At 46.0% G+C, this 20,718-nt stretch carries 22 protein-coding genes, 1 tRNA gene, 1 pseudogene and 2 riboswitches; of the genes and pseudogenes, 5 read left to right on the forward strand and 19 right to left on the reverse strand.

Translation table 11 applies throughout. The features are described 5' to 3' along the window. Positions 1-13: 13 nt before the first annotated feature. The gene (locus COP04_RS00400; RefSeq protein ID WP_100486128.1) at positions 14-1,015 is read right to left on the reverse strand and encodes a dimethylarginine dimethylaminohydrolase family protein; all 1,002 of its coding nucleotides are present in this window, start codon (positions 1,013-1,015) and stop codon (positions 14-16) included. A 382-nt stretch (positions 1,016-1,397) separates the two neighbouring features. Then, a riboswitch (purine riboswitch) is annotated at positions 1,398-1,498 on the forward strand. Positions 1,499-1,545: 47 nt separating this feature from the next. Between COP04_RS00400 and COP04_RS00405 the strand changes: the two genes are divergently transcribed. Beyond that, positions 1,546-2,883, forward strand: coding sequence for a 5'-deoxyadenosine deaminase (locus COP04_RS00405; RefSeq protein WP_100486130.1), 1,338 nt, complete (start codon positions 1,546-1,548; stop codon positions 2,881-2,883). Positions 2,884-3,091: 208 nt separating this feature from the next. Next, complete coding sequence (locus COP04_RS00410; protein WP_100486132.1) at positions 3,092-3,721, forward strand: superoxide dismutase; 630 nt, start codon at positions 3,092-3,094, stop codon at positions 3,719-3,721. Positions 3,722-3,749: 28 nt separating this feature from the next. Here COP04_RS00410 and COP04_RS00415 read toward each other — a convergent pair whose 3' ends face one another. Continuing rightward, positions 3,750-4,388, reverse strand: a complete 639-nt coding sequence (locus COP04_RS00415; RefSeq protein ID WP_100486134.1) for a helix-turn-helix transcriptional regulator — start codon at positions 4,386-4,388, stop codon at positions 3,750-3,752. A 103-nt stretch (positions 4,389-4,491) separates the two neighbouring features. Here COP04_RS00415 and COP04_RS00420 point away from each other — a divergent pair, with 103 nt between their 5' ends. Then, entirely contained in the window at positions 4,492-4,743 is a 252-nt protein-coding gene (locus COP04_RS00420; protein ID WP_100486136.1) for a YuzB family protein, read from the forward strand. Between the two features lie 146 nt (positions 4,744-4,889). Here COP04_RS00420 and COP04_RS00425 read toward each other — a convergent pair whose 3' ends face one another. From COP04_RS00425 to COP04_RS00495, 14 genes and pseudogenes are all read right to left on the reverse strand, one after another. After that, entirely contained in the window at positions 4,890-5,942 is a 1,053-nt protein-coding gene (locus tag COP04_RS00425) for a lactonase family protein (protein ID WP_100486138.1), read from the reverse strand. A gap of 27 nt (positions 5,943-5,969) precedes the next feature. Beyond that, entirely contained in the window at positions 5,970-6,818 is an 849-nt protein-coding gene (locus COP04_RS00430; RefSeq protein WP_100486140.1) for a hypothetical protein, read from the reverse strand. Positions 6,819-6,821: 3 nt separating this feature from the next. Then, a complete protein-coding gene (gene nfsA, locus COP04_RS00435) occupies positions 6,822-7,568 on the reverse strand; it encodes an oxygen-insensitive NADPH nitroreductase (RefSeq protein WP_100486142.1) in 747 nt (248 codons plus the stop codon). A 137-nt stretch (positions 7,569-7,705) separates the two neighbouring features. After that, positions 7,706-8,635 carry a manganese-dependent inorganic pyrophosphatase gene (locus tag COP04_RS00440; RefSeq protein ID WP_100486144.1) on the reverse strand — a complete coding sequence of 310 codons (930 nt, stop codon included), beginning with the start codon at positions 8,633-8,635 and terminating at the stop codon, positions 7,706-7,708. 117 nt (positions 8,636-8,752) lie between these two features. After that, complete coding sequence (gene psiE, locus COP04_RS00445) at positions 8,753-9,160, reverse strand: phosphate-starvation-inducible protein PsiE (protein WP_100486146.1); 408 nt, start codon at positions 9,158-9,160, stop codon at positions 8,753-8,755. A gap of 127 nt (positions 9,161-9,287) precedes the next feature. Next, positions 9,288-9,677 carry a DUF2178 domain-containing protein gene (locus tag COP04_RS00450; RefSeq protein ID WP_100486148.1) on the reverse strand — a complete coding sequence of 130 codons (390 nt, stop codon included), beginning with the start codon at positions 9,675-9,677 and terminating at the stop codon, positions 9,288-9,290. Continuing rightward, on the reverse strand, positions 9,670-9,888 hold the full coding sequence (locus tag COP04_RS00455; RefSeq protein WP_239984714.1) for a helix-turn-helix transcriptional regulator: 219 nt from the start codon (positions 9,886-9,888) through the stop codon (positions 9,670-9,672). Before COP04_RS00455 ends, COP04_RS00450 begins: the two co-directional genes overlap by 8 nt. Before the next feature lie 181 nt (positions 9,889-10,069). Next, complete coding sequence (locus tag COP04_RS00460; protein ID WP_100489468.1) at positions 10,070-10,732, reverse strand: methionine ABC transporter permease; 663 nt, start codon at positions 10,730-10,732, stop codon at positions 10,070-10,072. A 1-nt stretch (position 10,733) separates the two neighbouring features. Further along, positions 10,734-11,747, reverse strand: a complete 1,014-nt coding sequence (locus tag COP04_RS00465) for a methionine ABC transporter ATP-binding protein (RefSeq protein ID WP_100486150.1) — start codon at positions 11,745-11,747, stop codon at positions 10,734-10,736. 12 nt (positions 11,748-11,759) lie between these two features. Then, positions 11,760-12,578 carry a MetQ/NlpA family ABC transporter substrate-binding protein gene (locus tag COP04_RS00470; RefSeq protein WP_100486152.1) on the reverse strand — a complete coding sequence of 273 codons (819 nt, stop codon included), beginning with the start codon at positions 12,576-12,578 and terminating at the stop codon, positions 11,760-11,762. A gap of 122 nt (positions 12,579-12,700) precedes the next feature. After that, a riboswitch (SAM riboswitch) is annotated at positions 12,701-12,815 on the reverse strand. Between the two features lie 589 nt (positions 12,816-13,404). After that, positions 13,405-13,818 (reverse strand): annotated as a pseudogene (locus COP04_RS00480) (transposase zinc-binding domain-containing protein); the annotation flags it as partial. 91 nt (positions 13,819-13,909) lie between these two features. Then, the gene (galE, locus tag COP04_RS00485) at positions 13,910-14,914 is read right to left on the reverse strand and encodes a UDP-glucose 4-epimerase GalE (protein ID WP_100486158.1); all 1,005 of its coding nucleotides are present in this window, start codon (positions 14,912-14,914) and stop codon (positions 13,910-13,912) included. Between the two features lie 131 nt (positions 14,915-15,045). Then, complete coding sequence (locus COP04_RS00490) at positions 15,046-16,572, reverse strand: Ppx/GppA family phosphatase (protein ID WP_239984938.1); 1,527 nt, start codon at positions 16,570-16,572, stop codon at positions 15,046-15,048. A 130-nt stretch (positions 16,573-16,702) separates the two neighbouring features. Then, a complete protein-coding gene (locus COP04_RS00495) occupies positions 16,703-17,530 on the reverse strand; it encodes a polyphosphate kinase 2 family protein (RefSeq protein ID WP_100486162.1) in 828 nt (275 codons plus the stop codon). A gap of 296 nt (positions 17,531-17,826) precedes the next feature. Here COP04_RS00495 and COP04_RS00500 point away from each other — a divergent pair, with 296 nt between their 5' ends. Then, positions 17,827-18,024 (forward strand): hypothetical protein, encoded by a 198-nt coding sequence (locus COP04_RS00500; protein WP_100486164.1) that lies wholly within the window; start codon positions 17,827-17,829, stop codon positions 18,022-18,024. Positions 18,025-18,090: 66 nt separating this feature from the next. Here the strand turns inward: COP04_RS00500 and COP04_RS00505 are convergent, their stop codons facing one another. After that, positions 18,091-19,446 carry a PFL family protein gene (locus COP04_RS00505; protein WP_100486166.1) on the reverse strand — a complete coding sequence of 452 codons (1,356 nt, stop codon included), beginning with the start codon at positions 19,444-19,446 and terminating at the stop codon, positions 18,091-18,093. Positions 19,447-19,468: 22 nt separating this feature from the next. Then, the gene (locus COP04_RS00510; RefSeq protein WP_100486168.1) at positions 19,469-19,738 is read right to left on the reverse strand and encodes an ACT domain-containing protein; all 270 of its coding nucleotides are present in this window, start codon (positions 19,736-19,738) and stop codon (positions 19,469-19,471) included. Between the two features lie 130 nt (positions 19,739-19,868). Between COP04_RS00510 and COP04_RS00515 the strand changes: the two genes are divergently transcribed. Further along, positions 19,869-19,939 (forward strand) — tRNA-Gly (locus COP04_RS00515). 60 nt (positions 19,940-19,999) lie between these two features. Here the strand turns inward: COP04_RS00515 and COP04_RS00520 are convergent. Then, positions 20,000-20,596, reverse strand: a complete 597-nt coding sequence (locus tag COP04_RS00520; RefSeq protein WP_100486170.1) for a histidine phosphatase family protein — start codon at positions 20,594-20,596, stop codon at positions 20,000-20,002. Positions 20,597-20,718: the final 122 nt, after the last annotated feature.

Raw genomic sequence — 20,718 nt, forward strand, 5'->3', positions numbered from 1 at the left:
AAAGAACGCCTCTTTATCTTTTGTCATCCAGTTTATCGCGCTGAAGCACAAGGGACGAGCAGTGGATGCCTCCGCCCATCTTGTTCAGTTCATCCACCGGTATAGCAATCACTTCGACACCCGCTTTTTCGAGTGCTTCAATCGTCCGCTTGCCAAGTGAAGTGAACAGTACTTTCCCCGGAGCGAGGCACAGGCAATTCGTGGTCATCGGCGGATCAAGCGGATCTGTGTAGATCAGCTGAATGCCCCGTTTCTGCAGATCCTGAAGGAACCAGTGCGGCAGGTTTGTCGGATCGACTAGTGCCTTGTCGACATCAACCATGTTAAACACTTCATCCAAGTGAATCATGCTCGACGGCAGGTCAACAACAATCAGCTCCATCCCTTGCCAGGAGAGAATCGCCCTCATCTGGTCAATGCCGGCCTGATTGACGCGGATCGAGCGTCCGGTGATCGCTGTCTTCCGGTCCAGCACCATGAAACTCCCGCCTTCGACAAAACCTTCTCCTTGGATGGATGCCAGCACCGGCATGCCGATTTTCGCCGCCGTTTTCAGCGTCCGGCGTGTTTCCCCGGTCCTAAACTTCAGAGCGAACCTGGCCAGAATCAATCCACCGGGAATAACCATGCCGACATCTCGGGCGAACAGATTATTGGTCAGCAACTCCCCATCATCAATCATCGGGATAACGTCCACACCCTCTTTTTTAAGAATGAAAGTCATCCGGTCGTGCTGTTCCTGCATCTTAGCCAGATCGAGCGGTTCTTTGCTGAGACAATAGCTGACAATGCTCCCCTGGCTGTCACGCAGAATCCGTGCATGTGCTTCCGGTTCGTACTTTGCCTTATTCAACTCAAGGATTTCATCACCGGGACGATGAACGAACACTTTGCGGACTTTGCCGACTGCATTGCTGTTCCCCCAGTCACTGCCCCAGTACTTTTCAAGCAGAGACCGGTCTTCAAAAGGCTGACGAATCATGTTCTCATCCAGAAATTTATGTAAAACCGACAAACTGATCACTCCTTAAGCTAAATAGCGTTGCTTGTGAAAATGACAAATCATGGAATAAAAGTTAACATTGATTTGTATATTCTCATCATAATATAAAAGAGAAAATTATGAAAATTAAATTACGTAATGCTATGTATCAGATTTTCTGATTGTTCAGGCCATAAATCATCCGATTTTTTAATTATTTTCTAACATTGCGGCAATTCTATCACAAAAAGTTACCTTCCCGGATTAAAATCTCATACGGTAATTAAGTACATACTTATTTTTTCGTGCTCACAGGTCTTCTGTGTCATATATTATGCCTGTAAAAATCAACAGTGTCATAATTTCTGACATATTCATTGACTATTATCCATCTACGACGTATTATTAAAAACGTAAACTTCATCCTTTCTGTTTTCGTATATCCTTAATAATACGGTTTGAGGGTCTCTACCGAGGAACCGTAAATTTCCGGCTACGGAAAATGTGCATGCATATTTTTCGTAGCTCTTTTTTTGTCCACTTAAATCCGGAGGTGAATGGGATTGGCAAAGTTATTGATAAAGAACGCCGAGATCGTCACAATGAATGCAAATGAGGATGTACTACAAGGAGATCTTCTGATCGACGGCAGTAAAATTTCGTCAATTGCACCGTCTATTGATGACAAGCATGCCGATCAGGTGATTGATGCTTCCGGCAGGACGGTTATTCCCGGTTTTATTCAGACACATATCCATCTCTGCCAGACGCTCTTTCGTGGAAAAGCTGACGATCTTGAGCTTATGGACTGGCTGAGAACACGGATCTGGCCGCTTGAAGCCGCCCACGACGAAGATTCCATTTATGTGTCTGCTATGCTTGGCATCGGTGAGCTGATCGCCGGAGGATCGACAACGATTGTCGATATGGAAACGGTGCATCACACGAATGAAGCTTTCGAAGCGATCGCAGAAAGCGGTATCCGTGCTCTGTCAGGTAAAGTGATGATGGATAAAGGTAAAGATGTACCCGCCGGACTGCAGGAAAAAACCGAAGACTCCGTTCAGGAAAGTGTCAATCTGCTGGAAAAGTGGAACGGACACGATGATGGACGTATTCGATATGCCTTCGCTCCGCGTTTTGTTGTTTCCTGCACGGAACAGCTGCTCGTCCAGGTCCGTGATCTGGCGAACAAATATGGGGTATTCGTACACACTCACGCTTCGGAAAACCGCGGTGAAATCGCGATTGTCGAACAGGACACCGGGATGCGGAATATTGTCTACCTCGACCACATCGGCCTCGCCGGGAAAAGGTTGATCCTGGCGCACTGCATCTGGCTTACTGACGAAGAAAAGGAAATCATTCGCAGGCGCGGCGTTCATGTCAGCCACTGCCCGGGCTCCAACCTGAAGCTCGCTTCAGGCATTGCATCAGTGCCGCAGATGACCGGAATGGGCATAAATATCGGACTGGGTGCAGACGGGGCCCCGTGCAACAATAACCTTGACATGTTTCATGAGATGCGGCTGGCCGCATTGATTCATAAACCGGCGAACGGACCAACCACGATGGACGCCCATCATATTTTCCGCATGGCAACGATCGACGGTGCTCATGCTGTCGGAATGGGGAAAGAAATCGGTAGCCTCGAACCCGGTAAAAAAGCAGATCTGGCCATTCTCAATCTGAATCATTTCCACTGCAGCCCGTCATTCGGATCAGATCCAATTTCACGGATCGTCTATTCAGCCATTAGCACGGATGTGGAGACAACGATTATCAATGGAAAAATTGTTATGGAAAACCGGCAGATGAAAACTATTGATAAAAATAGTGTTCTAAAAGAATCAGAACGTGCGATCAGCAGATTGATGAAACGGACAGGAATCCGGGTATAAGACATTAAAGAACATTTAATATCTAATATGACTTTTCTGGCCGGACAATACATGCTCGGTCTTTTCGTTTGTCAGAATCAGGATCGAATCTTCTTCAGTGCGGATAATATGTCTTATTCTGAGCAGAATAATTGAAAGGCTTTCAATTTGTTGATTTAATATAAGAGTAGTTAATAAACCAAATCGTTTATAAATAGGAGGGATTTAGATGAGCCAGTTTGATCTGCCCGAACTCGAATTCGCACCGAATGCCCTGGAGCCTTACATTGATAAAGAAACAATGATTATTCATCACGACAAGCATCATCAAACATACGTCAATAACCTGAATGCAGCCCTCGACAAACACCCTGAACTAAAAGACCAGTCGCTGACCGATCTGGTGTCCGATCTGGAAAAGGTTCCTGAAGATATTCGGACAGCCGTACGAAATAACGGCGGCGGGCATTATAATCACAGCCTGTTCTGGAAAATCCTGATTCCCGGCGGTGCGCATGAGCCCTCTGGTGGTCTGAAGGAAGCGATTGACAGCCAGCTCGGCGGTATTGATCAATTTAAAGAGGCCTTTTCTGCCGCTGCTGCCGGACAATTCGGATCCGGTTGGGCCTGGTTGACCCTGGATCATCAAAACCGGCTGCGCGTTACAAGCACACCGAATCAGGACAGTCCAATGATGAACGGAGAAACGCCGCTGCTCGGTGTTGATGTCTGGGAACATGCCTACTATCTTAAATACCAGAATAAGCGGCCGGAGTACATCAAAAATTTCTACAATGTTATAAACTGGGATTTCGTATCCGATGTCTATGAAAAAGTACTCAATAAAGCTGTTCAATAAATTTAAGGAGACGCGGGCAGCGTCTCTTTTACATATTTTTAAATTGGATCAAAAATCTGCAGTGCATTGCGCCATCCGCCCGGCACATGGTCCGCTCTACTGTATCCGCCCCAAGCACATCTTTAATCAGCTCTGTCTCCCGCATGCAGGCCATTTTAAACTGGCCGGCCACTTCAAAAATCGGACAGTTGTATTCAATGAGCACATAAGTTGCGTCATTGATTTTATGCAGCTGGCTCATGTAACCCCGCGTTTTCTGCAATTCATTCAGTTTCGATGCCTTTGCTCCACGGGCAGTCTCACCACCCATTTCCTGCTCATACTCCAGAAAAAGCCGGGTTTTCCGCCTTTCAAATAGTTTTATAACCGCTTGCTCTCCATAAAGCTCTTCAATATCTTTTAAAAACTGAACGGCTATTGGGCCGTAGTTTTTAGGAAATAAATTTTCAGCTCTTTTGCCAAGAGAAAAGATCTGAACCGGCCGTCCCACCGATCCCTTTTTATTCTCAACATGAACCAGCCCGTCTTTGATCAATACCGTCAGATGCTTCCGTACACCCATTTTAGTCATTTGCAATACATTTGCCAGATCACAGACGGATAGTTCTTGCTTTTGCTTCAACAAGTGCATGATTTTACTTTTTGTCCCTGCCATCTTCACCGCCATGATTTAAGCCCCCACATTGGCATCGCTTGATTTTAAAAACCATTCGGTATATAAATTATAAAGTAATCATTTTATATTTTACTGTCAAGTCCGGGGTGAGCGTATGAGCGATGGAATAGGTTTGATTTTGATTGAGCTGTGCGATTATAATCTGCTGACACCGCAGCATCTGAAAAATATTACCGCCCATCCTGAGGTGGCGGTTATGAGCTATGATTGTCTGAATGTCTGTGGCATGTGCACCCTGCGCCCTTTTGCCATTGTCAACGGACAGAGAATTTTTGCACCAACCGTGGATGAATGCCTCAAGAAAATCGAATTGAAAGTTGAAGAAGAACTGAGTCATCTTGAATGATGCTGGTGGGAACTGCGCAACTCTTCCAAATGGTTCTTTCTTTGTACTGTACTGACCAGTGAGTTGCCCCTAACCAAGCCGAGGCTGCTCCTGACACGGGCAAAAGCACTCCGAGTACATCTAAAAAGCACCTTTAACCCAGTATTTCAGTCGTTCACATACAAAAATTTAATGCACACCGGATCAGGCACAGAAAGAGACGAATTGAGTTTCTCCAGCCGGCCTGTCGCAGCATCACGCTCAAACAGTACAAGATTTCCTGAATTTTGATTGGCGGTAACAAGAAACTGGCCCGATGGATCCAGTTCAAAATCACGGGGCCAGTTTCCACAAGTGGAAACCTGCTCGACTAAAGACAGCCGGCCAGCACCCGATTCTGTTCGGAATACAGCGATACTGTCAGCGCCGCGGTTTGCGGCATAGACAAACCTGCCATCCGAAGAAATTTTGACTGCGCTGCCCTGACTGTGTCCATGAAAATCATCAGGCAGAGCGCTGATCGTCTGAACGATCGAAAAACGGCCTGTTGAAGTATCAAAATAAAGGACGATGACTTCGGAACTGAGCTCCGACATCACATAAGCATATGGCGCGGTCGGATGGAAAATGATATGGCGCGGCCCTGTGCCTGGTGCAAAGGACAGCACATCCTCTTTAATCAGTTTTCCTCCGCCTTCCTTATAAGTGGTCAGCTGATCGGTGCCAAGATCGATTGCTATGATCAACTTCCCGTCCGGCGAGAAATCGGCAAAATGAACGTGCGGCCCTTCCTGTCTGCCCGGATCGCCGCCCGACCCCTCATGACGGTCAGTATCAGAAACATGAGTAAGGCCTGAAGCACCGCTGACGGGATAAAGATCCACCGTCCCCCTGTGGTAATTAGCAGACAGCACCAACCGGTTATTCTGATCCGTGCTGACATAACAGGGCGGCGCCCCCTCGGAAACCTGATCGCCAAGCTCATTCAATTGCCCGCCGGAATCAATGGAAAAGGCTGCGATCCCGCCCATGCTGCCTCTTTTCATAACTGAGTAGAGATGATGGTTATCTCCACTCACGGCAAGATAAGTCGGATTGCCAAGTTTGGCCGCCAGCCCTTCCAGTGAAAGTGCTTTCTTCTCGGTATCGAGCGTAAAAGAGTAGATGCCCTCACTCTCGCCCTTGGTATATGTACCAATATAACCCCTATGCAGACCCATGGTTTTCCCCTCCGAGCTTTTAATTTTTTACATCCTTTTCAATCCATGAAAACCCCAATTAAAAAGCCCGCTGATCAACAATTTCATTGCCGAAAACAGGACGGCCAGACTAAGCAGAAGCAGCAGACAAAAATTGAATCTGCCAATTACCGCCGTCATCTGGCTGTTCAGCGGTGGATCCAAAACGGTGCTCAACGCGTTTGCCACTGCAATCAGCAGAAAAAGTGCTCCCGCACCGCTCGCCGCACCGCGTATATCCGCCGGACTTAGCGACATATGGGAAGCAATGCAAAGCGCCAGTATGAAAAACAGCCAATATTTAAGATCAGCGAGATGGCTGATGAAAAACAAACTGGCGAAAACGGATTGAACGGTATTCACAAAAGCGTCCCAAGTCGTTGGTTCAAAAAGAGAAAAATTTTGCTTTTCTCCCAAGTAATGAAAAATCAGAGTGTAACTCCCCGGCACAAAAAGATAAGTGCTCAGAAAAATCGCCAGACTCCCGCTGATCAGGGGAGCCAGTCCGATAAAGAAATTGCCTATCTTCTGATACAGGCTGTTTGGATTGAAAGTATGCGTCACGTATCCGATAGTGCCATCCGCGCCGCTTGCCTGAATCAGCTTAATTCCGGTCACCCTGTGCCCAAAAATAAGGCACATCGCAGCGTGTCCCAGTTCGTGAACAGGCGTGCCTAGCCAAGCTGTGAAGTAAATGCCTTTTATGCCGAAAGACCGAACCATATTCCGGTTCGACAATCTCTCCAGATAGCCAAGAATAAAGCCGCAGAGCACAAGTCCACCGGTCAGGGAGATAAATTCAATCAGGCTTGACCACGCAACGCCCAGAATGATTGAAAAAAGAGGGATGGCAGGCATCGGTCAGCGAAGGCCCAGATGCTGTTTTTCAAGAAAAGGTTTCAGAGCTTTTCGGTATGGCGCCTCAAGGCCCCCGGCAATCTGGCCGGTCCAAGTCTCTTCACGCGTTCCGCGCGATCTTGTCTGATAGTAACGTTCAATCTCCTGATCATAGGTCTTGAGAGAATCCTCTGGGAGTTTCGGATTATAATGGTTTTTGTGATAAACGACATCAAGCGGCAGACGCGGTTTCTTCTCCGGTGCCTGATCGGGATAGCCGACGACCAGCCCGAAAATGGGATACACATCATCCGGCAATTTCAGGATTTCAGCCGTCTTATTGATATCATTCTGGATACTCCCGATATAGCAGATGCCAAGACCCATGGATTCCGCAGCGACAGCCATATTCTGCGCCGCAAAGGAAGCGTCGCCGAGCGCAACGATCAGCCGCTGCGTTGTATCCAGCACAGAAGTATCTTCATTGTATTTTTCACCTATTTTTTTGTTCCGGTACTGATCCGCCACAAAAATGAAAAAAAAACCGTTATGCTCGACATACGGTGAATCGTAGGCAATCGTCCGCAATTGTTTTTTGATTTCGGGATCATCCACGCCAATAATCGAATAGGATTGGGTAAAGCTTGAAGTCGAAGCCGCCTGCGCGCTTTCGATCAACAATTTAACCTGTTCTTCGGATAATGCCTGATCTTTAAATTTTCGAATTGATCGATGGTTCAACAATGTATCAATGACTGAATTGGTTTTCATATAGTGTAAATCTCCTTTACTTCATAGCATTTCCTTCATTATACTTTTTCTGTCCTTACTTCGCACAAATCACGGTTTAAAACGAAAAAAGCAGCGGGGACGTCACCATCCTCACTGCTCTTTCATCCGCAACCGGATTATTTTACTAGTTCCTCAGTCAGAACCGGAACGATCTGTTTTTTTCTCGAAACAACACCCTTAAGAACCGCCGTGTTGTTCTTCAGTGTGACGTGGAAGGCGTGCTCTGCAGCTGCAGCCGCTTTGCCAAGGATCAGTGCTTCAGAATCGCTTGTCAGAATGTTCGTCACAGCAAAAACAAACAAGTCAAGATTCTTTGCCGCGATCTCCTTGTTGATTACTTCCTCAAGCTCAGCCTGACGCGACAGCGCATCATCAAAGTCTACAACATTGACCTGACCGATCTCAACATGATGCTTGCCCATTTCAAAGGGTTTCATATCAAGCGTAATCAGTTCTTCAGCAGTTTTGTCACCGATATTTGTCCCTGCTTTGAGCATCGCCAGACCATACGTCTGAGTATCAATGCCTGAAATCTTTTCAAGCTCTTCGGCGGCTTTAACATCATCTTCCGTACAAGTCGGCGACTTGAAAAGCAAAGTATCAGAAATGATTGACGACAGCATCAGGCCGGCTATGGTCTTCGGAACAGCTACACCGTTTTCCTTATAAATCTTGTACAGGATCGTTGCCGTACAGCCGACCGGTTCCGCGCGATAATAAAGCGGCGCCTTTGTTTCAAAATTAGCGATCCGGTGATGATCAACGACCGATAACACTTCCACCTTTTCAATATCGTCCACACTCTGCTGGCGCTCATTGTGGTCAACGAGGTAGACAGCCGGCACTTCGTTGGCAACCGTTTTAACCAGACGCGGCGCTGCCACATTAAAATAGTTCAGAACATATTCTGTCTCGCCGTTCAGATCACCGAGACGCACAGGTTCGGCTTCCTCTCCCAGTTTGTTCTTCAGTTCAGCAAAAGCGATCGCTGAACAAATTGCATCTGTATCAGGGCTCTTATGCCCGAAAACAAGCACTTTTCCCATCTCTTCTACCCCTTAGTCACGTATATTGGCTATTCACAGATCATCCGTTCATAGTCCCTCAACAAAACCATACCTTATGTATCGGAGAATTTCAATAGTGTACGCTTACATCTTCCATTATTCCCTTTTCAGCAGCTTAGTATTGGCAATATAAAGTGCGCCGACGAGAACGAAAATGGCAATCGCGTAGAACATGACCGATAAAGGATCGTTATGGCTAACCACAATCAGGCGCACAATTGCTGTTACGCCGACATAGACAAAATAGCGAAGCGGGAAATGATAATGGGCCTGAAAATATTTAATGATCAGCGCAATGAATTCGAAATAAAGAAAGTAAACAAGAATACCTTCCAGAAGATGGCTGTATGACGCATTTTCACTTAGGAAGAGATAGGTAAAAAACTGATAGGTTTCTTTGATCAAAGCGACACTCAGAATAATGGCCAGTGCAATCAGCACTACATTAAGAATCCATTGCAGTCCCTTCATGATCAGCACATCAAACATCTTATTATTGTCCATCAAACCAGCCTCCTGTTGAATCGTGCATTACAGCAGCCATCTTGCCACATTTTTATCATACCTATCTTGCACCACGCTGAAAAGGACGAGCCCAATGTCTGCTCCGTTTTATAGAAGTGTACGCCTTTCAAGAGTGATATATTTTCCTTACCGTAACAAAATAAACAGTCATTTGTGCAGCCGGAATCAGCAGCACAATCACAATTGGAAAAGCCGGAAAAATCTCTGCAAACAGCGGATAGAAACACATCAGGCCCGTACAAACCGGTGCCATGATCCATATGGCCGTAAATGCTTTCCGGCAAGCATCGGCACTGATCGTCTTTTCGCGCTCATCTGCAGACGGAAGAAGAAGGGGATACAGCCAGAATGACAATTTTTCTTTTTTCCTTCTTTTAATCATCACAAAAGTCAAAACAAGACCATAAATCAGTGCAGGAAGCGCTGGCAGCAAATTGATGGACATTTCCCATTCTGCAACATTGCTATGAATAATGCAGGCAAACGTTTCATTCATCATCATCTCCTTTTTCCAGTTGAAAGACTTCTTCCATCGGCAGCCCAAACGTATCGCAAAGAAGCAGACCCAGCAGCAGCGACGGCACATAGTCCCCTTTTTCAATCGAAGCGATCGTCTGCCGGGTCGCACCGACTTTTTCACCAAGTTCGGATTGTGTCCAGTCGTGGCGCGCCCTCAATTCTTTAACGTGATTTCTCAAATATTGCAACGAATCATCCCTCTGAATGTTAAACAAACTGTTCATTATGTTAAACCAATTTAACATTAATTTATAAAAATTCAACCTAAATGTCAACAAATGATTTCCCGCAACTTAACAGCAAAAAAGCAGCCTGCTCATACCATAAAGGTACGGACAGGCTGCTTTTTTCGATCAATGGGCTCATCTTTCAATTCTTCTTCAGCTTTCTCGCAAATGCATTGCCAAGGGACTGGATGCATTGTACAATCACGATTAATATGATAATGACAGCATACATGACATCCGGCTGGAAACGCGTATACCCAAATTGATAGGCAAGATCACCAAGGCCGCCTGCACCGACAAGGCCGGCCATCGCCGTTTCGCCGATCAGCCCGATCGCCGCGATCGTCAGCCCCAGAACAATGGAAGAACGTGCTTCGCGGATAATCACAAAACAGACAATTTTCGGTGTTGAGATACCCATCGATTGATAGGCCTCAATGACACCTCGGTCGACTTCAAGCATCGCCGATTCCATCAAACGGGCTATATAGGGGGCGCACGAAACAACTAGCGGAAAAATAACGCCCTGAACACCAATAGTTGTTCCTGCGATCAGCCTAGTTACCGGAAGAATCAGGAACAGCAGAATGATGAACGGAATGGAACGAATCACGTTAATGATCGTGTTTAAAACCGCATAGACTGCCGAATTCTCAGCCTGGCCGTTTTTGCGTGTCAGGATCAGGAAAACGCCCAGCGGGATGCCAATAAGAATTGACAGGATCAAAGCGATGGCAGTCATTTCCAGAGTCTGAATAAATGCCACCCAAATGGCACTGCCCCACAAATTGAAAAATTCAGCCATATCAGACATTCACTTCTTCCACAATAATATGTTCCGCCCGCAAAAAAGCTATCGCATCCTTGATCGTGTCTGTATTCCCCTTCAGGTGCACCAGCAGATTGCCGATTGACTGATCCTTTAGCTGATCGATGCCGCCGGCAATGATGCTCGGCAGAACATCAAACGTCTTGGCAAGCGTCGCAAGCGCCGGGTCTTTTGCAGACTCACCGAGAAAAGTCAGATTCACAAGTTCCCCGGTCGACAGCAGCTGTTTATAAATAGGTTCAGGTATCTTGAATCTGGACTCATTCCGGACAAACTGTTTGGTCAGCGGTTCCTTAGGCTTGGTAAAAATATCGACGACAGAGCCTTGTTCAACGATTCGTCCCTTTTCCATAACCGCCACACGGTCGCAGACTCTTTGAATGACGTTTAATTCATGAGTAATCAGGAAGATCGTAATCCCAAGCTCTTTGTTTACCTTGAGCAGAAGTTCCAAAATCGAATCCGTCGTGTTTGGATCCAGTGCACTCGTCGCTTCATCGCTAAGCAGCACTTCCGGTTCATGAGCAAGTGCGCGGGCAATGGCCACACGCTGCTTCTGACCACCCGACAGCTGGCTTGGAAAAGCTTTGCTGCGATCCTTCAAACCGACGATCTCAAGATACTTTTCGGTTCTCGCTTTGATTACTTTTTTAGGCACACCCTCCAATTTTAAAGGAATGGCGACATTATCGTAAACATTGGCGGTTTCAAGAAGGTTATACCCCTGAAAGATCATACCGATCTTCCGGCGAAGCTTCCGAAGGTTCTTACGGCGAAGTTTATTAATATCCGTTCCGTCTACAAAAACGTCACCGCTCGTCGGGCGTTCCAGTAGATTGACGCAGCGGATCAGCGTGCTCTTCCCCGCCCCGCTGTAACCAATAACGCCGAAAATCTCTCCCTTTTGAATTTCCAGCGAGACATCTTTCAGCGCTTCAATTTTATTTTTTCCCGCGACAAATGTTTTGGATACATGATGTAATTCAATCATTGCAATAACTCCTTACCATTCCGGAACTACTGAACCGCCGAATTGTTTTTCGATGAAGGTTTTTACTTCTGGTGAATGATAATATTTCTCGATTGTTTTAACTACTTTGTCATTTTTATCAGACGTACGAACAACGAAATAGTTCGGATATGGATTGTTGATGAGCGGTTCATGGAAAATGGAATCCTTCAGCACCGTCAGACCGGCTCCCATTGCGAAGTTCGTATTGATCGCTGCGGCTGCAACTTCGTTAAGCTGCTGCGGAAGCTGAGCTGCATCCAGTTCAATGATTTGCAGATGTTTCGGATTGCTGATCACATCCCGCTTAGTCGCGGTAACATTTGCTCCCGTTCTCAATTTGATCACACCGGCTTTTTCAAACAGCTGAAGTGCGCGGAGCTCATTGGCAGGATCGTTCGGGACAGCGATTTTGTCACCGTTTTTCAGGTCTTTCAGATTTTTAATGCTCTTAGAATAGATGCCCATCGGAAAAGCGACCGTTTTGAATGCGGCAGCAATCTTATACCCCTTATTTTGAATCTGGTCCTTCAGGAAGGGCATGGTCTGGTAGCTGTTCGCATCCAGTTCGTTATCATTAAGGGCAATGTTAGGCTGGTTATAATCATTAAAAACTTTCAGATGGATCGTCAAGCCGTCTTTTTTGGCCAGTTTTGCCACTTCTTCCATGACCTGCTGATGCGGTCCGCCTGTTACACCCACAGTGATATCTTTCGTACTTAAACCGGCTGAGGAGCTGTTACCACATGCTGAAAGTGCAAATGCTAAGGCAAGGATCAATAATAACGACAACGCTTTGACATACTTTTTCAATGTGCTTCCCCCAAATCTTTATGTTATTACTCGTGTTTCCAGCAATCTCCATACTCTGCTCCAGAAAAGAACGGCATGAAAAAAGCTCCTCCGTTAAGAGAAGCTGATCATTTTCAATTCTTCTCTTATCTCTCAGAATCCGGATATACGGATTCTGCAGGAATTGGCACCCTAATCAAAAATCAATTGGGTTGCCGGGTTTCATCGGGCCAGTCCCTCCGCCACTCTGGATAAGGAGTATTTAATTGGCTAGTGACTTGATTGTACATTGAAATTGATTCTGTGTCAAAAGTTTGTCGAATTTTTTTTATAAATTTTTTATCCAGAACCATCATCATAGTACAAATAAGTACGGGGTTAGAACTGACATACTCAACTCCCCCACACAATAAAGTAAGAAGGACAAAAGCTGCATAAGATCAGGATTCATGGATTTTACTTCGTATAAGATACATTTTACATAGTAATATTGATCCTTTATTCAAGCAATATAGGAGTAAATATGTTCAATAAATCCAATAAAATATTGGAATACTAAATCTAAAGGTATTAAAATTAAGACTGTACTCAATTGCTACTTAAAGGCGGTTTTTTATGAAAGAGCCAAAAAATATTGGATTCATTATCCTGATCACTGTGCTTGTTGTAGTGTTACTAATGAATATATATTTTTATTTCCGCACAAAAAGTATGGCAGATTTTGCTTATGCAATAGGGATCTTTATTGTATTAATTGTTAATTTGATTGTCATTAAATATAGAAGGTCGCATTAAAAACCCCCTCATAAAAATGTTTACGAACGAGTTTAAGCACGACCGTCTGCTACTGTTTGCGAAGCATGGAAAAAGGGATAAAATCATAGGACTTCCACTCACCTTTTTTCGTGATACCCCCTATATTCATCAGCATACGGATTGAAGTTCACCTGCGATCCAAAGGTATGCAAGCCCGCGATGATTGACCTTCAGGACATCTTCCTTCAACAGCCGGCTCCATTCCACTCACTCCGACTGAATAGGTGGTACAAAAACAACCTTTGCAGTGAAACAGAAGTTTTCGAACATCATGGCACCCCTCACAGACCAAAAGCTTGAACCCTTTTCTAAAGTTACCGCAGTTTCTGAATTTCTCGACTTCTTTAAGGAGAATTGAGCGAAGTCGGGTTCTATGCTTGGACTTAAAATACTCCCGGTATTGGTGACGATTGAAAAAGATATGTCTCAAAATATTTTTGTCCATAAAGGAAAGGCTATTAAGCTCTGTGATAATCTCAAATTTTATGCTTTCTTATCTTAAAAAAAACTCCCCGGTTACGGGAAGTCCACAACGTTTATTTATTTTCCACCAAAGCTGCGTAGCCTTTCGGATGGCTGCTGTGCCAGGCCCAGGCATCCGCCAGAATTTCCGGAATATTTGTATGCTCCGGCTTCCAGCCAAGTATCTTCTTCGCTTTGTCCGATGATGCGATTAATGTGCTCGGATCTCCTGCACGGCGCGGCGCGATTTCAGCCGGAATCGTTTCCCCGGTCACTTTGCGCGCGGCTTCAATAATCTCTTTCACCGAGAAGCCTTCGTTCGAACCAAGATTGAAGACGTCACTCTTCCCGCCCTTCAGCAGATAGCTGAGTGCCAGGCGGTGGGCGGCAATCAGATCTTCGATATGCACATAATCGCGGATGCAAGTGCCATCTTTAGTCGGATAATCATCCCCGAAAATTAGAATCTTGTCCCGCTCGCCGGCCGCCACCTGCAGCACGATCGGAATCAGGTGTGTTTCCGGATGGTGATCCTCACCGATAGCTCCCGCCTTGCTCGCTCCGGCAACGTTGAAATAGCGCAGTGCAACAAACTTCATCCCATAAGCGCGGTCGCACCATTTCATCATCTTCTCCATCGTCAGTTTCGTCTCGCCATACGGATTGGTCGGCTGTGTCGGCATATCTTCGGTAATCGGAAGCTGTTCCGGTTCACCATATGTCGCAGCAGTCGAGGAAAAGACGATATGCTTCACATTATTGTCTTTCATGACTTCAAGCAGAATTTGCATGCCGTAAACATTGTTATTAAAATACTTCAGCGGTTTTTCAACGGATTCCCCGACAAGCGAATTAGCCGCAAAGTGGATGACTCCGTCAATCTTTTCCTTTTTAAAAACCGAATCGAGAAACTCCTTATCACGGATATCCCCCTGGTAGAATTTTGCCTGCGGATGCAGTGCTTCTTTGTGCCCGGTCAGTAAATTATCGACAACAACTACATCTTCTCCGGCATTAATCAGCTGATAAACGGCGTGTGAACCAACATAGCCGGCACCGCCTAATACTAAAATTGACATAACCTGACTCCTCCCAATAAGAAAAACAGATACAGATTATTTATTATCCTGATTCTCTCATTTTCCGCCAAATTGCCTGTTTTGACAAGGACTCATGTTGTAAAATAAAATCACTTGCTTTTTCCCACTGTTCAGTGTTTGATGAAATGAATCGTGACCGGCAGCTGAATGGCACGTTCAAGATGTTTTCTATGCTTCTGGGCAGCCTGTTCTTCAAAAAAGGCATCGGCATGGTAATAAGCTGTCAATTGTAACTGCTTCTTCTTTGAAACTTTAACCTTAACCTCGTCTACAACGTGCTGCCTTGTCCGGTCAAAGTCGTGGGCCAGACGAAGAACGGCTCCCAGTGTTTCATACATTTTCAGCTCCTCTTTAGTCACCATTTTTTCAAAGGGCACAGCGAAATCAAGCATCTTATCACGATTCTTGAATGATGCGACCAGGGCAATGCCAAGACGGTCTCTATGGCTGACCCCATTAATGCTGATGTTAGTTAATAAATAAAAAGTGTGCGCACTGCTTGATTCATTGTTCACGTATTCGCCAATGTAGGCCAGATCGGCACTATGCGACAGTACCCATGCCGTCCTTTTTTCCGGGAATTTACTGATAATCACCGGAATGACTCCGTTAAGTATTTGAAACGCCAGCGCCTTTACGTAACTGGTATGGCTGGAATCCAGATTAAAATTGCGCCTTAAATGGCGGATGCTTTCATTCAGGACATAAGGAATTTTTTCCACACCCCTCTGGTGCAGCATCCATTCAAAAAAGACACCCTCCCGTAACCCTTCACTGCTGAGCATGAACGTTTCGCCGCGGTTCATTTGCACGAGCGTATTAATGACGGCGGAAGCCGGTACGATGATATCCGAACGGTCTCTGGACAACCCGTCCATTGTTTCACGGGCTTCCTGGCCCATGGCAGCAAGTCCGTGCGTCAGATCGCTTAAACGCTCACGCGGGATCGTGTATTGATGCAAACCGACCATTGGATAATGCTGCTGCACTTGATCGATTTTCGCCAGATTGCGTGCCGTTCCACCGATACCGATAACCGGTAGCCCCCGCCCGACCAGCCAGTCAAACTGTGAGAATTCATTTTTCAGGAAAGATTCAAGTTTAGTTTCAGCCTGTGGATCACCGCCCGAAAAATAAGTCTGGTATAATGTCACTGCGCCGAATGGGAAGGAATGGGCATGAACCAGTTCACGGTTGAGGAACATCGTTACTTCCGTGCTTCCGCCGCCAATATCGATTGAGATGCCGTTTTCGATGAATGTCGAGTTAATAACTGCATAATAACCATAATATGCTTCTTTTAACCCGGAAAGCAGACGGACACTCAGACCCGTCCGTTCTTTGACCCGCGCCATCACCTGATCCCGGTTTTTTGCCTTGCGCATGGCCGCTGTCGCTACCGTATCAATGGCTGTCACATTCTTCTCACGTGAGAGAATGGATTGGAAACGATCCAGAATTGTCAGGAGTATGGCAATTCCCTTTTCACTTAGATTTTCATTTTCATCTATGTAGTTGCTCAATCGGGCCACAGCTTTAAAATTAAGCAGTTCCTCGAAGAAATAGTTCCTGTCAATTCCAATGACTACCAGCCTTATTGAGTTGGAACCAATATCAATCATGGCGTGCTTTGACACAATCTCCAAAGTCCCGATCTCCCTTCAATAAAAAACGAACATTAAAAATTTAAAATCAGCCGGCCGTTTTCTTTAACAGCAAGTATGTCCAAATTAAAGTATAGCTTAATTAAAAAGTTTTTGCCGTCCATTATGCTTTCCCATGATAAGCGGGATCTTGCGAAAACTCCCTCTGATGGTCTTGTTTCCCCGCCTCTTCTGTCCGCTGCAGATCCGGATACTGTGGCAGTTCGACACCGCGTTTCTTCAAATCATTTTCTATCGACCGAACCATGTGTCTGATCACTGCCACACGGGCATACCATTTACTGTTGGCTGAAATAATGTGCCATGGCGCATACGGCTGATCCGTTTTCTCAAACATCTCTTCGGCAGCAGTCAGATACTTGTCCCATTTTGCCCGGTTCCGCCAGTCCTCATCTGTGATTTTCCAGCGTTTCATCGGATTATTTTCACGTTCTTTAAAGCGTTTGTACTGCTCATCCTTGCTGATATGCAGCCAGAATTTTTCGATAATGTAGTGGTCATTGGTCAGCAGTTTCTCAAAACTGTTGATCTCCGAATAGGCCCGTTTCCATTCTTTTTTTTCAGCAAAACCCTCAACCCGTTCAACGAGCACGCGCCCATACCAGGAGCGATCAAAAATCGCGATTTGCCCGAACTGCGGAATTTTCCGCCAGAACCGCTGCAAATAATGATATCGTTTCTCATGAGGGGCAGGTGCGGCAATAGCTGTCACCCGCACTCCTCTCGGATCAAGATTGGCAACGGCACGCCTGATCGCACCGCCTTTCCCGGCAGCATCCCAGCCCTCAAAGACAAAGATCACAGCGGTATTCTCTTCAATCAGCAGATGCTGCAGTGAGAGAAGTCTTAATTGATATTTTTTCAGCTCTTTTTCATACTCTTTTCTGGATTTGATCGTTTTTGTCAGGTCTACCCGATTCAAGAAATCCATTTGATTCCCTCCCTTTAATTTTCGGCATTTCCGCCTTGTATGCCCTGTTCAGTCGGATGCGGCCCACCCGTTCACTTACCTGCCCGTCATTATTACCTATAATATCCCTCTAATTTCCAAAACACGGCAAGCCATATTTATTTTTTCTATTTAAATTATGAATGCGCGGGTTAACAGTTGCAAATGCCTGATCTGCATTTCCTGCTATTATCATCAGCGGGCATAATTACCGTAAAACAACCCAAACTAATGAATGGCGGTATCACGCCAAAATCCCAAGGAAAGCTGTGAATGACATGTCAAAGTATCAACCTGAAGCAGAGGATTTTAACAAGCAGCAGAAGAAGTCTGAAAACCTGGCCGATGAAGAATTTGCTGCTGATGAAGAATTCGCACAGCCGCTCGACGAGCATTCTGTTGAAGAAAAAGAACGTGCTCAGAGAACCGGAGACGAATGCGAACACGATTCCAAGCATGATCAGAATAAAAAATAACTGAGAAAAAGGGATCCGCATCAATCCGGGCGGATCCCTTTTTCTCATATTGCATCACTGTACCGTTTAATTCTTAAATGAATGAATCGGAGCCGGAATGCGGCCGCCTCGGGCGATAAACGCGGCAGCTGAATGGCTGCTCACTTCCATTACCGGAGCATGACCCAGCAAGCCGCCGAATGCCACATTGTCTCCAACTTTTTTACCTGGGGCAGGAATGACGCGCACTGCTGTTGTTTTGTTGTTGATCACTCCGATAGCCGCTTCATCGGCAATCATAGCTGAAATCGTTTCTGCCGGCGTATCGCCCGGAATCGCAATCATGTCGAGACCGACCGAGCACACGGCAGTCATTGCCTCAAGTTTTTGTATATTCAGCGCTCCGGCCTCCACAGCTTCGATCATTCCCGCATCCTCAGAGACCGGAATGAATGCTCCGCTCAAACCGCCGACATGGCTGCAGGCCATAACCCCGCCTTTTTTAACCGCATCGTTAAGCAGCGCAAGTGCCGCAGTCGTGCCATGAGCCCCTGCCGATTCCAATCCCATTTCTTCGAGGATGCGGGCTACCGAGTCACCGACCGCCGGCGTAGGCGCCAGAGAAAGGTCAACGATGCCAAAGGGCACGCCCAGACGAGTCGAAGCCTCATGCCCAACCAGCTGCCCCATACGGGTAATTTTGAAAGCAATTTTCTTAATCGTTTCAGAGACAACGTCAAATGTCTCCCCTTTTACCTTTTCCAGGGCACGTTTGACAACACCGGGGCCGCTGACGCCCACGTTAATGATGCAGTCGGCTTCACCGATTCCGTGAAAAGCTCCGGCCATGAACGGATTATCTTCGACCGCATTCGCGAAAATCACCAGTTTGGCACAGCCCAGTCCCTGTTCATCGGCTGTCCGCTCCGCCGTCTTCTTCACAATCCGGCCCATTTCACCAACCGCATCCATATTGATTCCTGAGCGGGTCGATCCAACATTGACAGAAGAGCAGACAAGCTCCGTTTCAGCCAGAGCTTCAGGAATCGATTGGATCAATCCGTAATCCCCGCTTGTATATCCCTTCTGTACCAGTGCACTGTAACCGCCGATAAAATTGACGCCGGTTGATTTTGCCGCTTTATCCAATGTCCGGGCATACGCGACATAATCGCCGTCCGTTGACGCGCCGGCAACAAGTGAAATCGGCGTTACTGAAATTCTCTTGTGGATGATCGGGATTCCGAATTCATTCTCGATATCTTCTCCTGTTTTGACCAGATTCTGTGCAAGCCGAGTCACTTTGTCATAAATTTTCTGCCGGGCTTTTTCTCCATCGCCGTCGATACAGTCAAGCAGGGATATACCCATTGTAATCGTGCGAATATCCAGCTTTTCTTCCTCAATCATCCTAATTGTTTCCAGGATCTGATTTGTCTCCATCGTTTTTTCGAAAACCTCCATGTTATAAGCTGTGCATCGATGTGAAAATTTCTTCGCGTTGGATCTTGATCTGTACATTCAGCTCGTCGCCCTTGTCCGCCAGCGCTTTCTTGATACCACCGAAAGTTTCTTTGGCGGCCGACAAATCAAGGATCATCATCATCGTAAAATAACCATTCATAATCGTCTGGGTTACATCCAGAATATTTACCTGCAGATCGGCAAGCTGACGGCTGACGCCGGCAACAATACCGACATTATCCTTGCCAATCACTGTCAAAATGGCTTTCATGAACAACACCTCTGATTTTTGAAATTTTAGTTGTGCCAAGCAACGCGCATGCATATCCTCACAGGACATTGACAAAAGTGCATCTTTCTTATAAGATAATGTTTGTCTTTGTAAGGCGTTGCCAAAGCATGCGGGTGTAGTTTAATGGTAAAATTAGAGCTTCCCAAGCTCTCGTCGTGGGTTCGATTCCCATCACCCGCTTATTTTAAAGGTATTTAGAGCGATCCGTCGCTCTTTTTTTTGCGCTTTTTACTGGGATTTTTAGATACTGGTCACCTTACCGAACGACTTTAAATGATCGATTTTATTATAATCGACAATTTTCCATGAGTCTCCGTCTGACACGATATGACTGATGCATGTATTGAAGAGCTTCGTTTTGCCGGTGCCAATCTCGCCCTGTGACAGGATCGCCAGAATGACATTAATCAGCCCGCCGTGCGCGACAAGCAGCACTTTTTCATCCGGAAAATCTCTTCTGATATTTTTAATCCCCGCAAGGGCACGCTTGCTGATGTGATCAAATGACTCCATGTCCGGAATAGCTCCGCCCGGGAAATGTCTGTCTCGTTCGGCAACAGTCATTCCAGAAGCTTCCCCGTAATCTTTTTCAGTAAAATTATCGCTGACAAACAGAGGAAGATGTCCGACAAAATGATTGCAAATCATCGCCGTTTCCTTTGCGCGCAGGAGCGGGCTGGTAAAGATTGCCGCAAAATCTGATTTCCCCAGATATCGCCCAACTCTAATTGCCTGATCTTCGCCCCTGTCGTTCAGCGGAACATCTTCCCGTCCCTGAAGTTTTCCTTCTGCATTCCAATCCGTCTCACCATGCCTGACAAGGCATATTGCTGTCATGACTCATCCTCCATCTGCTGATTCTCGGGAGCCTCCGCTCATTTTAAAATGCTCCATCTGTGTAAATTCATTATAACGAAAAACGAGCCGCAATGCCTCGACAAAATCGGTATTTTTTTGAT

Source organism: Sporolactobacillus pectinivorans, assembly GCF_002802965.1.
Taxonomy (GTDB): Bacteria; Bacillota; Bacilli; order Bacillales; family Sporolactobacillaceae; genus Sporolactobacillus; species Sporolactobacillus pectinivorans.

What these genes read in the sequence shown, in the direction of transcription:
- COP04_RS00505 (WP_100486166.1), bottom strand. Translation starts at nt 19,446, where the DNA reads ATGGAGACAAATCAGATCCTGGAAACAATTAGGATGATTGAGGAAGAA.
- COP04_RS00415 (WP_100486134.1), bottom strand. Translation starts at nt 4,388, where the DNA reads ATGGCGGTGAAGATGGCAGGGACAAAAAGTAAAATCATGCACTTGTTG.
- COP04_RS00410 (WP_100486132.1), top strand. Translation starts at nt 3,092, where the DNA reads ATGAGCCAGTTTGATCTGCCCGAACTCGAATTCGCACCGAATGCCCTG.
- COP04_RS00460 (WP_100489468.1), bottom strand. Translation starts at nt 10,732, where the DNA reads ATGGCTGAATTTTTCAATTTGTGGGGCAGTGCCATTTGGGTGGCATTT.
- nfsA (WP_100486142.1), bottom strand. Translation starts at nt 7,568, where the DNA reads ATGAAAACCAATTCAGTCATTGATACATTGTTGAACCATCGATCAATT.
- COP04_RS00450 (WP_100486148.1), bottom strand. Translation starts at nt 9,677, where the DNA reads ATGAATGAAACGTTTGCCTGCATTATTCATAGCAATGTTGCAGAATGG.
- COP04_RS00500 (WP_100486164.1), top strand. Translation starts at nt 17,827, where the DNA reads ATGTCAAAGTATCAACCTGAAGCAGAGGATTTTAACAAGCAGCAGAAG.
- COP04_RS00425 (WP_100486138.1), bottom strand. Translation starts at nt 5,942, where the DNA reads ATGGGTCTGCATAGGGGTTATATTGGTACATATACCAAGGGCGAGAGT.
- COP04_RS00420 (WP_100486136.1), top strand. Translation starts at nt 4,492, where the DNA reads ATGAGCGATGGAATAGGTTTGATTTTGATTGAGCTGTGCGATTATAAT.
- COP04_RS00520 (WP_100486170.1), bottom strand. Translation starts at nt 20,596, where the DNA reads ATGACAGCAATATGCCTTGTCAGGCATGGTGAGACGGATTGGAATGCA.
- COP04_RS00430 (WP_100486140.1), bottom strand. Translation starts at nt 6,818, where the DNA reads ATGCCTGCCATCCCTCTTTTTTCAATCATTCTGGGCGTTGCGTGGTCA.
- COP04_RS00495 (WP_100486162.1), bottom strand. Translation starts at nt 17,530, where the DNA reads ATGGATTTCTTGAATCGGGTAGACCTGACAAAAACGATCAAATCCAGA.
- galE (WP_100486158.1), bottom strand. Translation starts at nt 14,914, where the DNA reads ATGTCAATTTTAGTATTAGGCGGTGCCGGCTATGTTGGTTCACACGCC.
- psiE (WP_100486146.1), bottom strand. Translation starts at nt 9,160, where the DNA reads ATGGACAATAATAAGATGTTTGATGTGCTGATCATGAAGGGACTGCAA.
- COP04_RS00440 (WP_100486144.1), bottom strand. Translation starts at nt 8,635, where the DNA reads ATGGGAAAAGTGCTTGTTTTCGGGCATAAGAGCCCTGATACAGATGCA.
- COP04_RS00465 (WP_100486150.1), bottom strand. Translation starts at nt 11,747, where the DNA reads ATGATTGAATTACATCATGTATCCAAAACATTTGTCGCGGGAAAAAAT.
- COP04_RS00510 (WP_100486168.1), bottom strand. Translation starts at nt 19,738, where the DNA reads ATGAAAGCCATTTTGACAGTGATTGGCAAGGATAATGTCGGTATTGTT.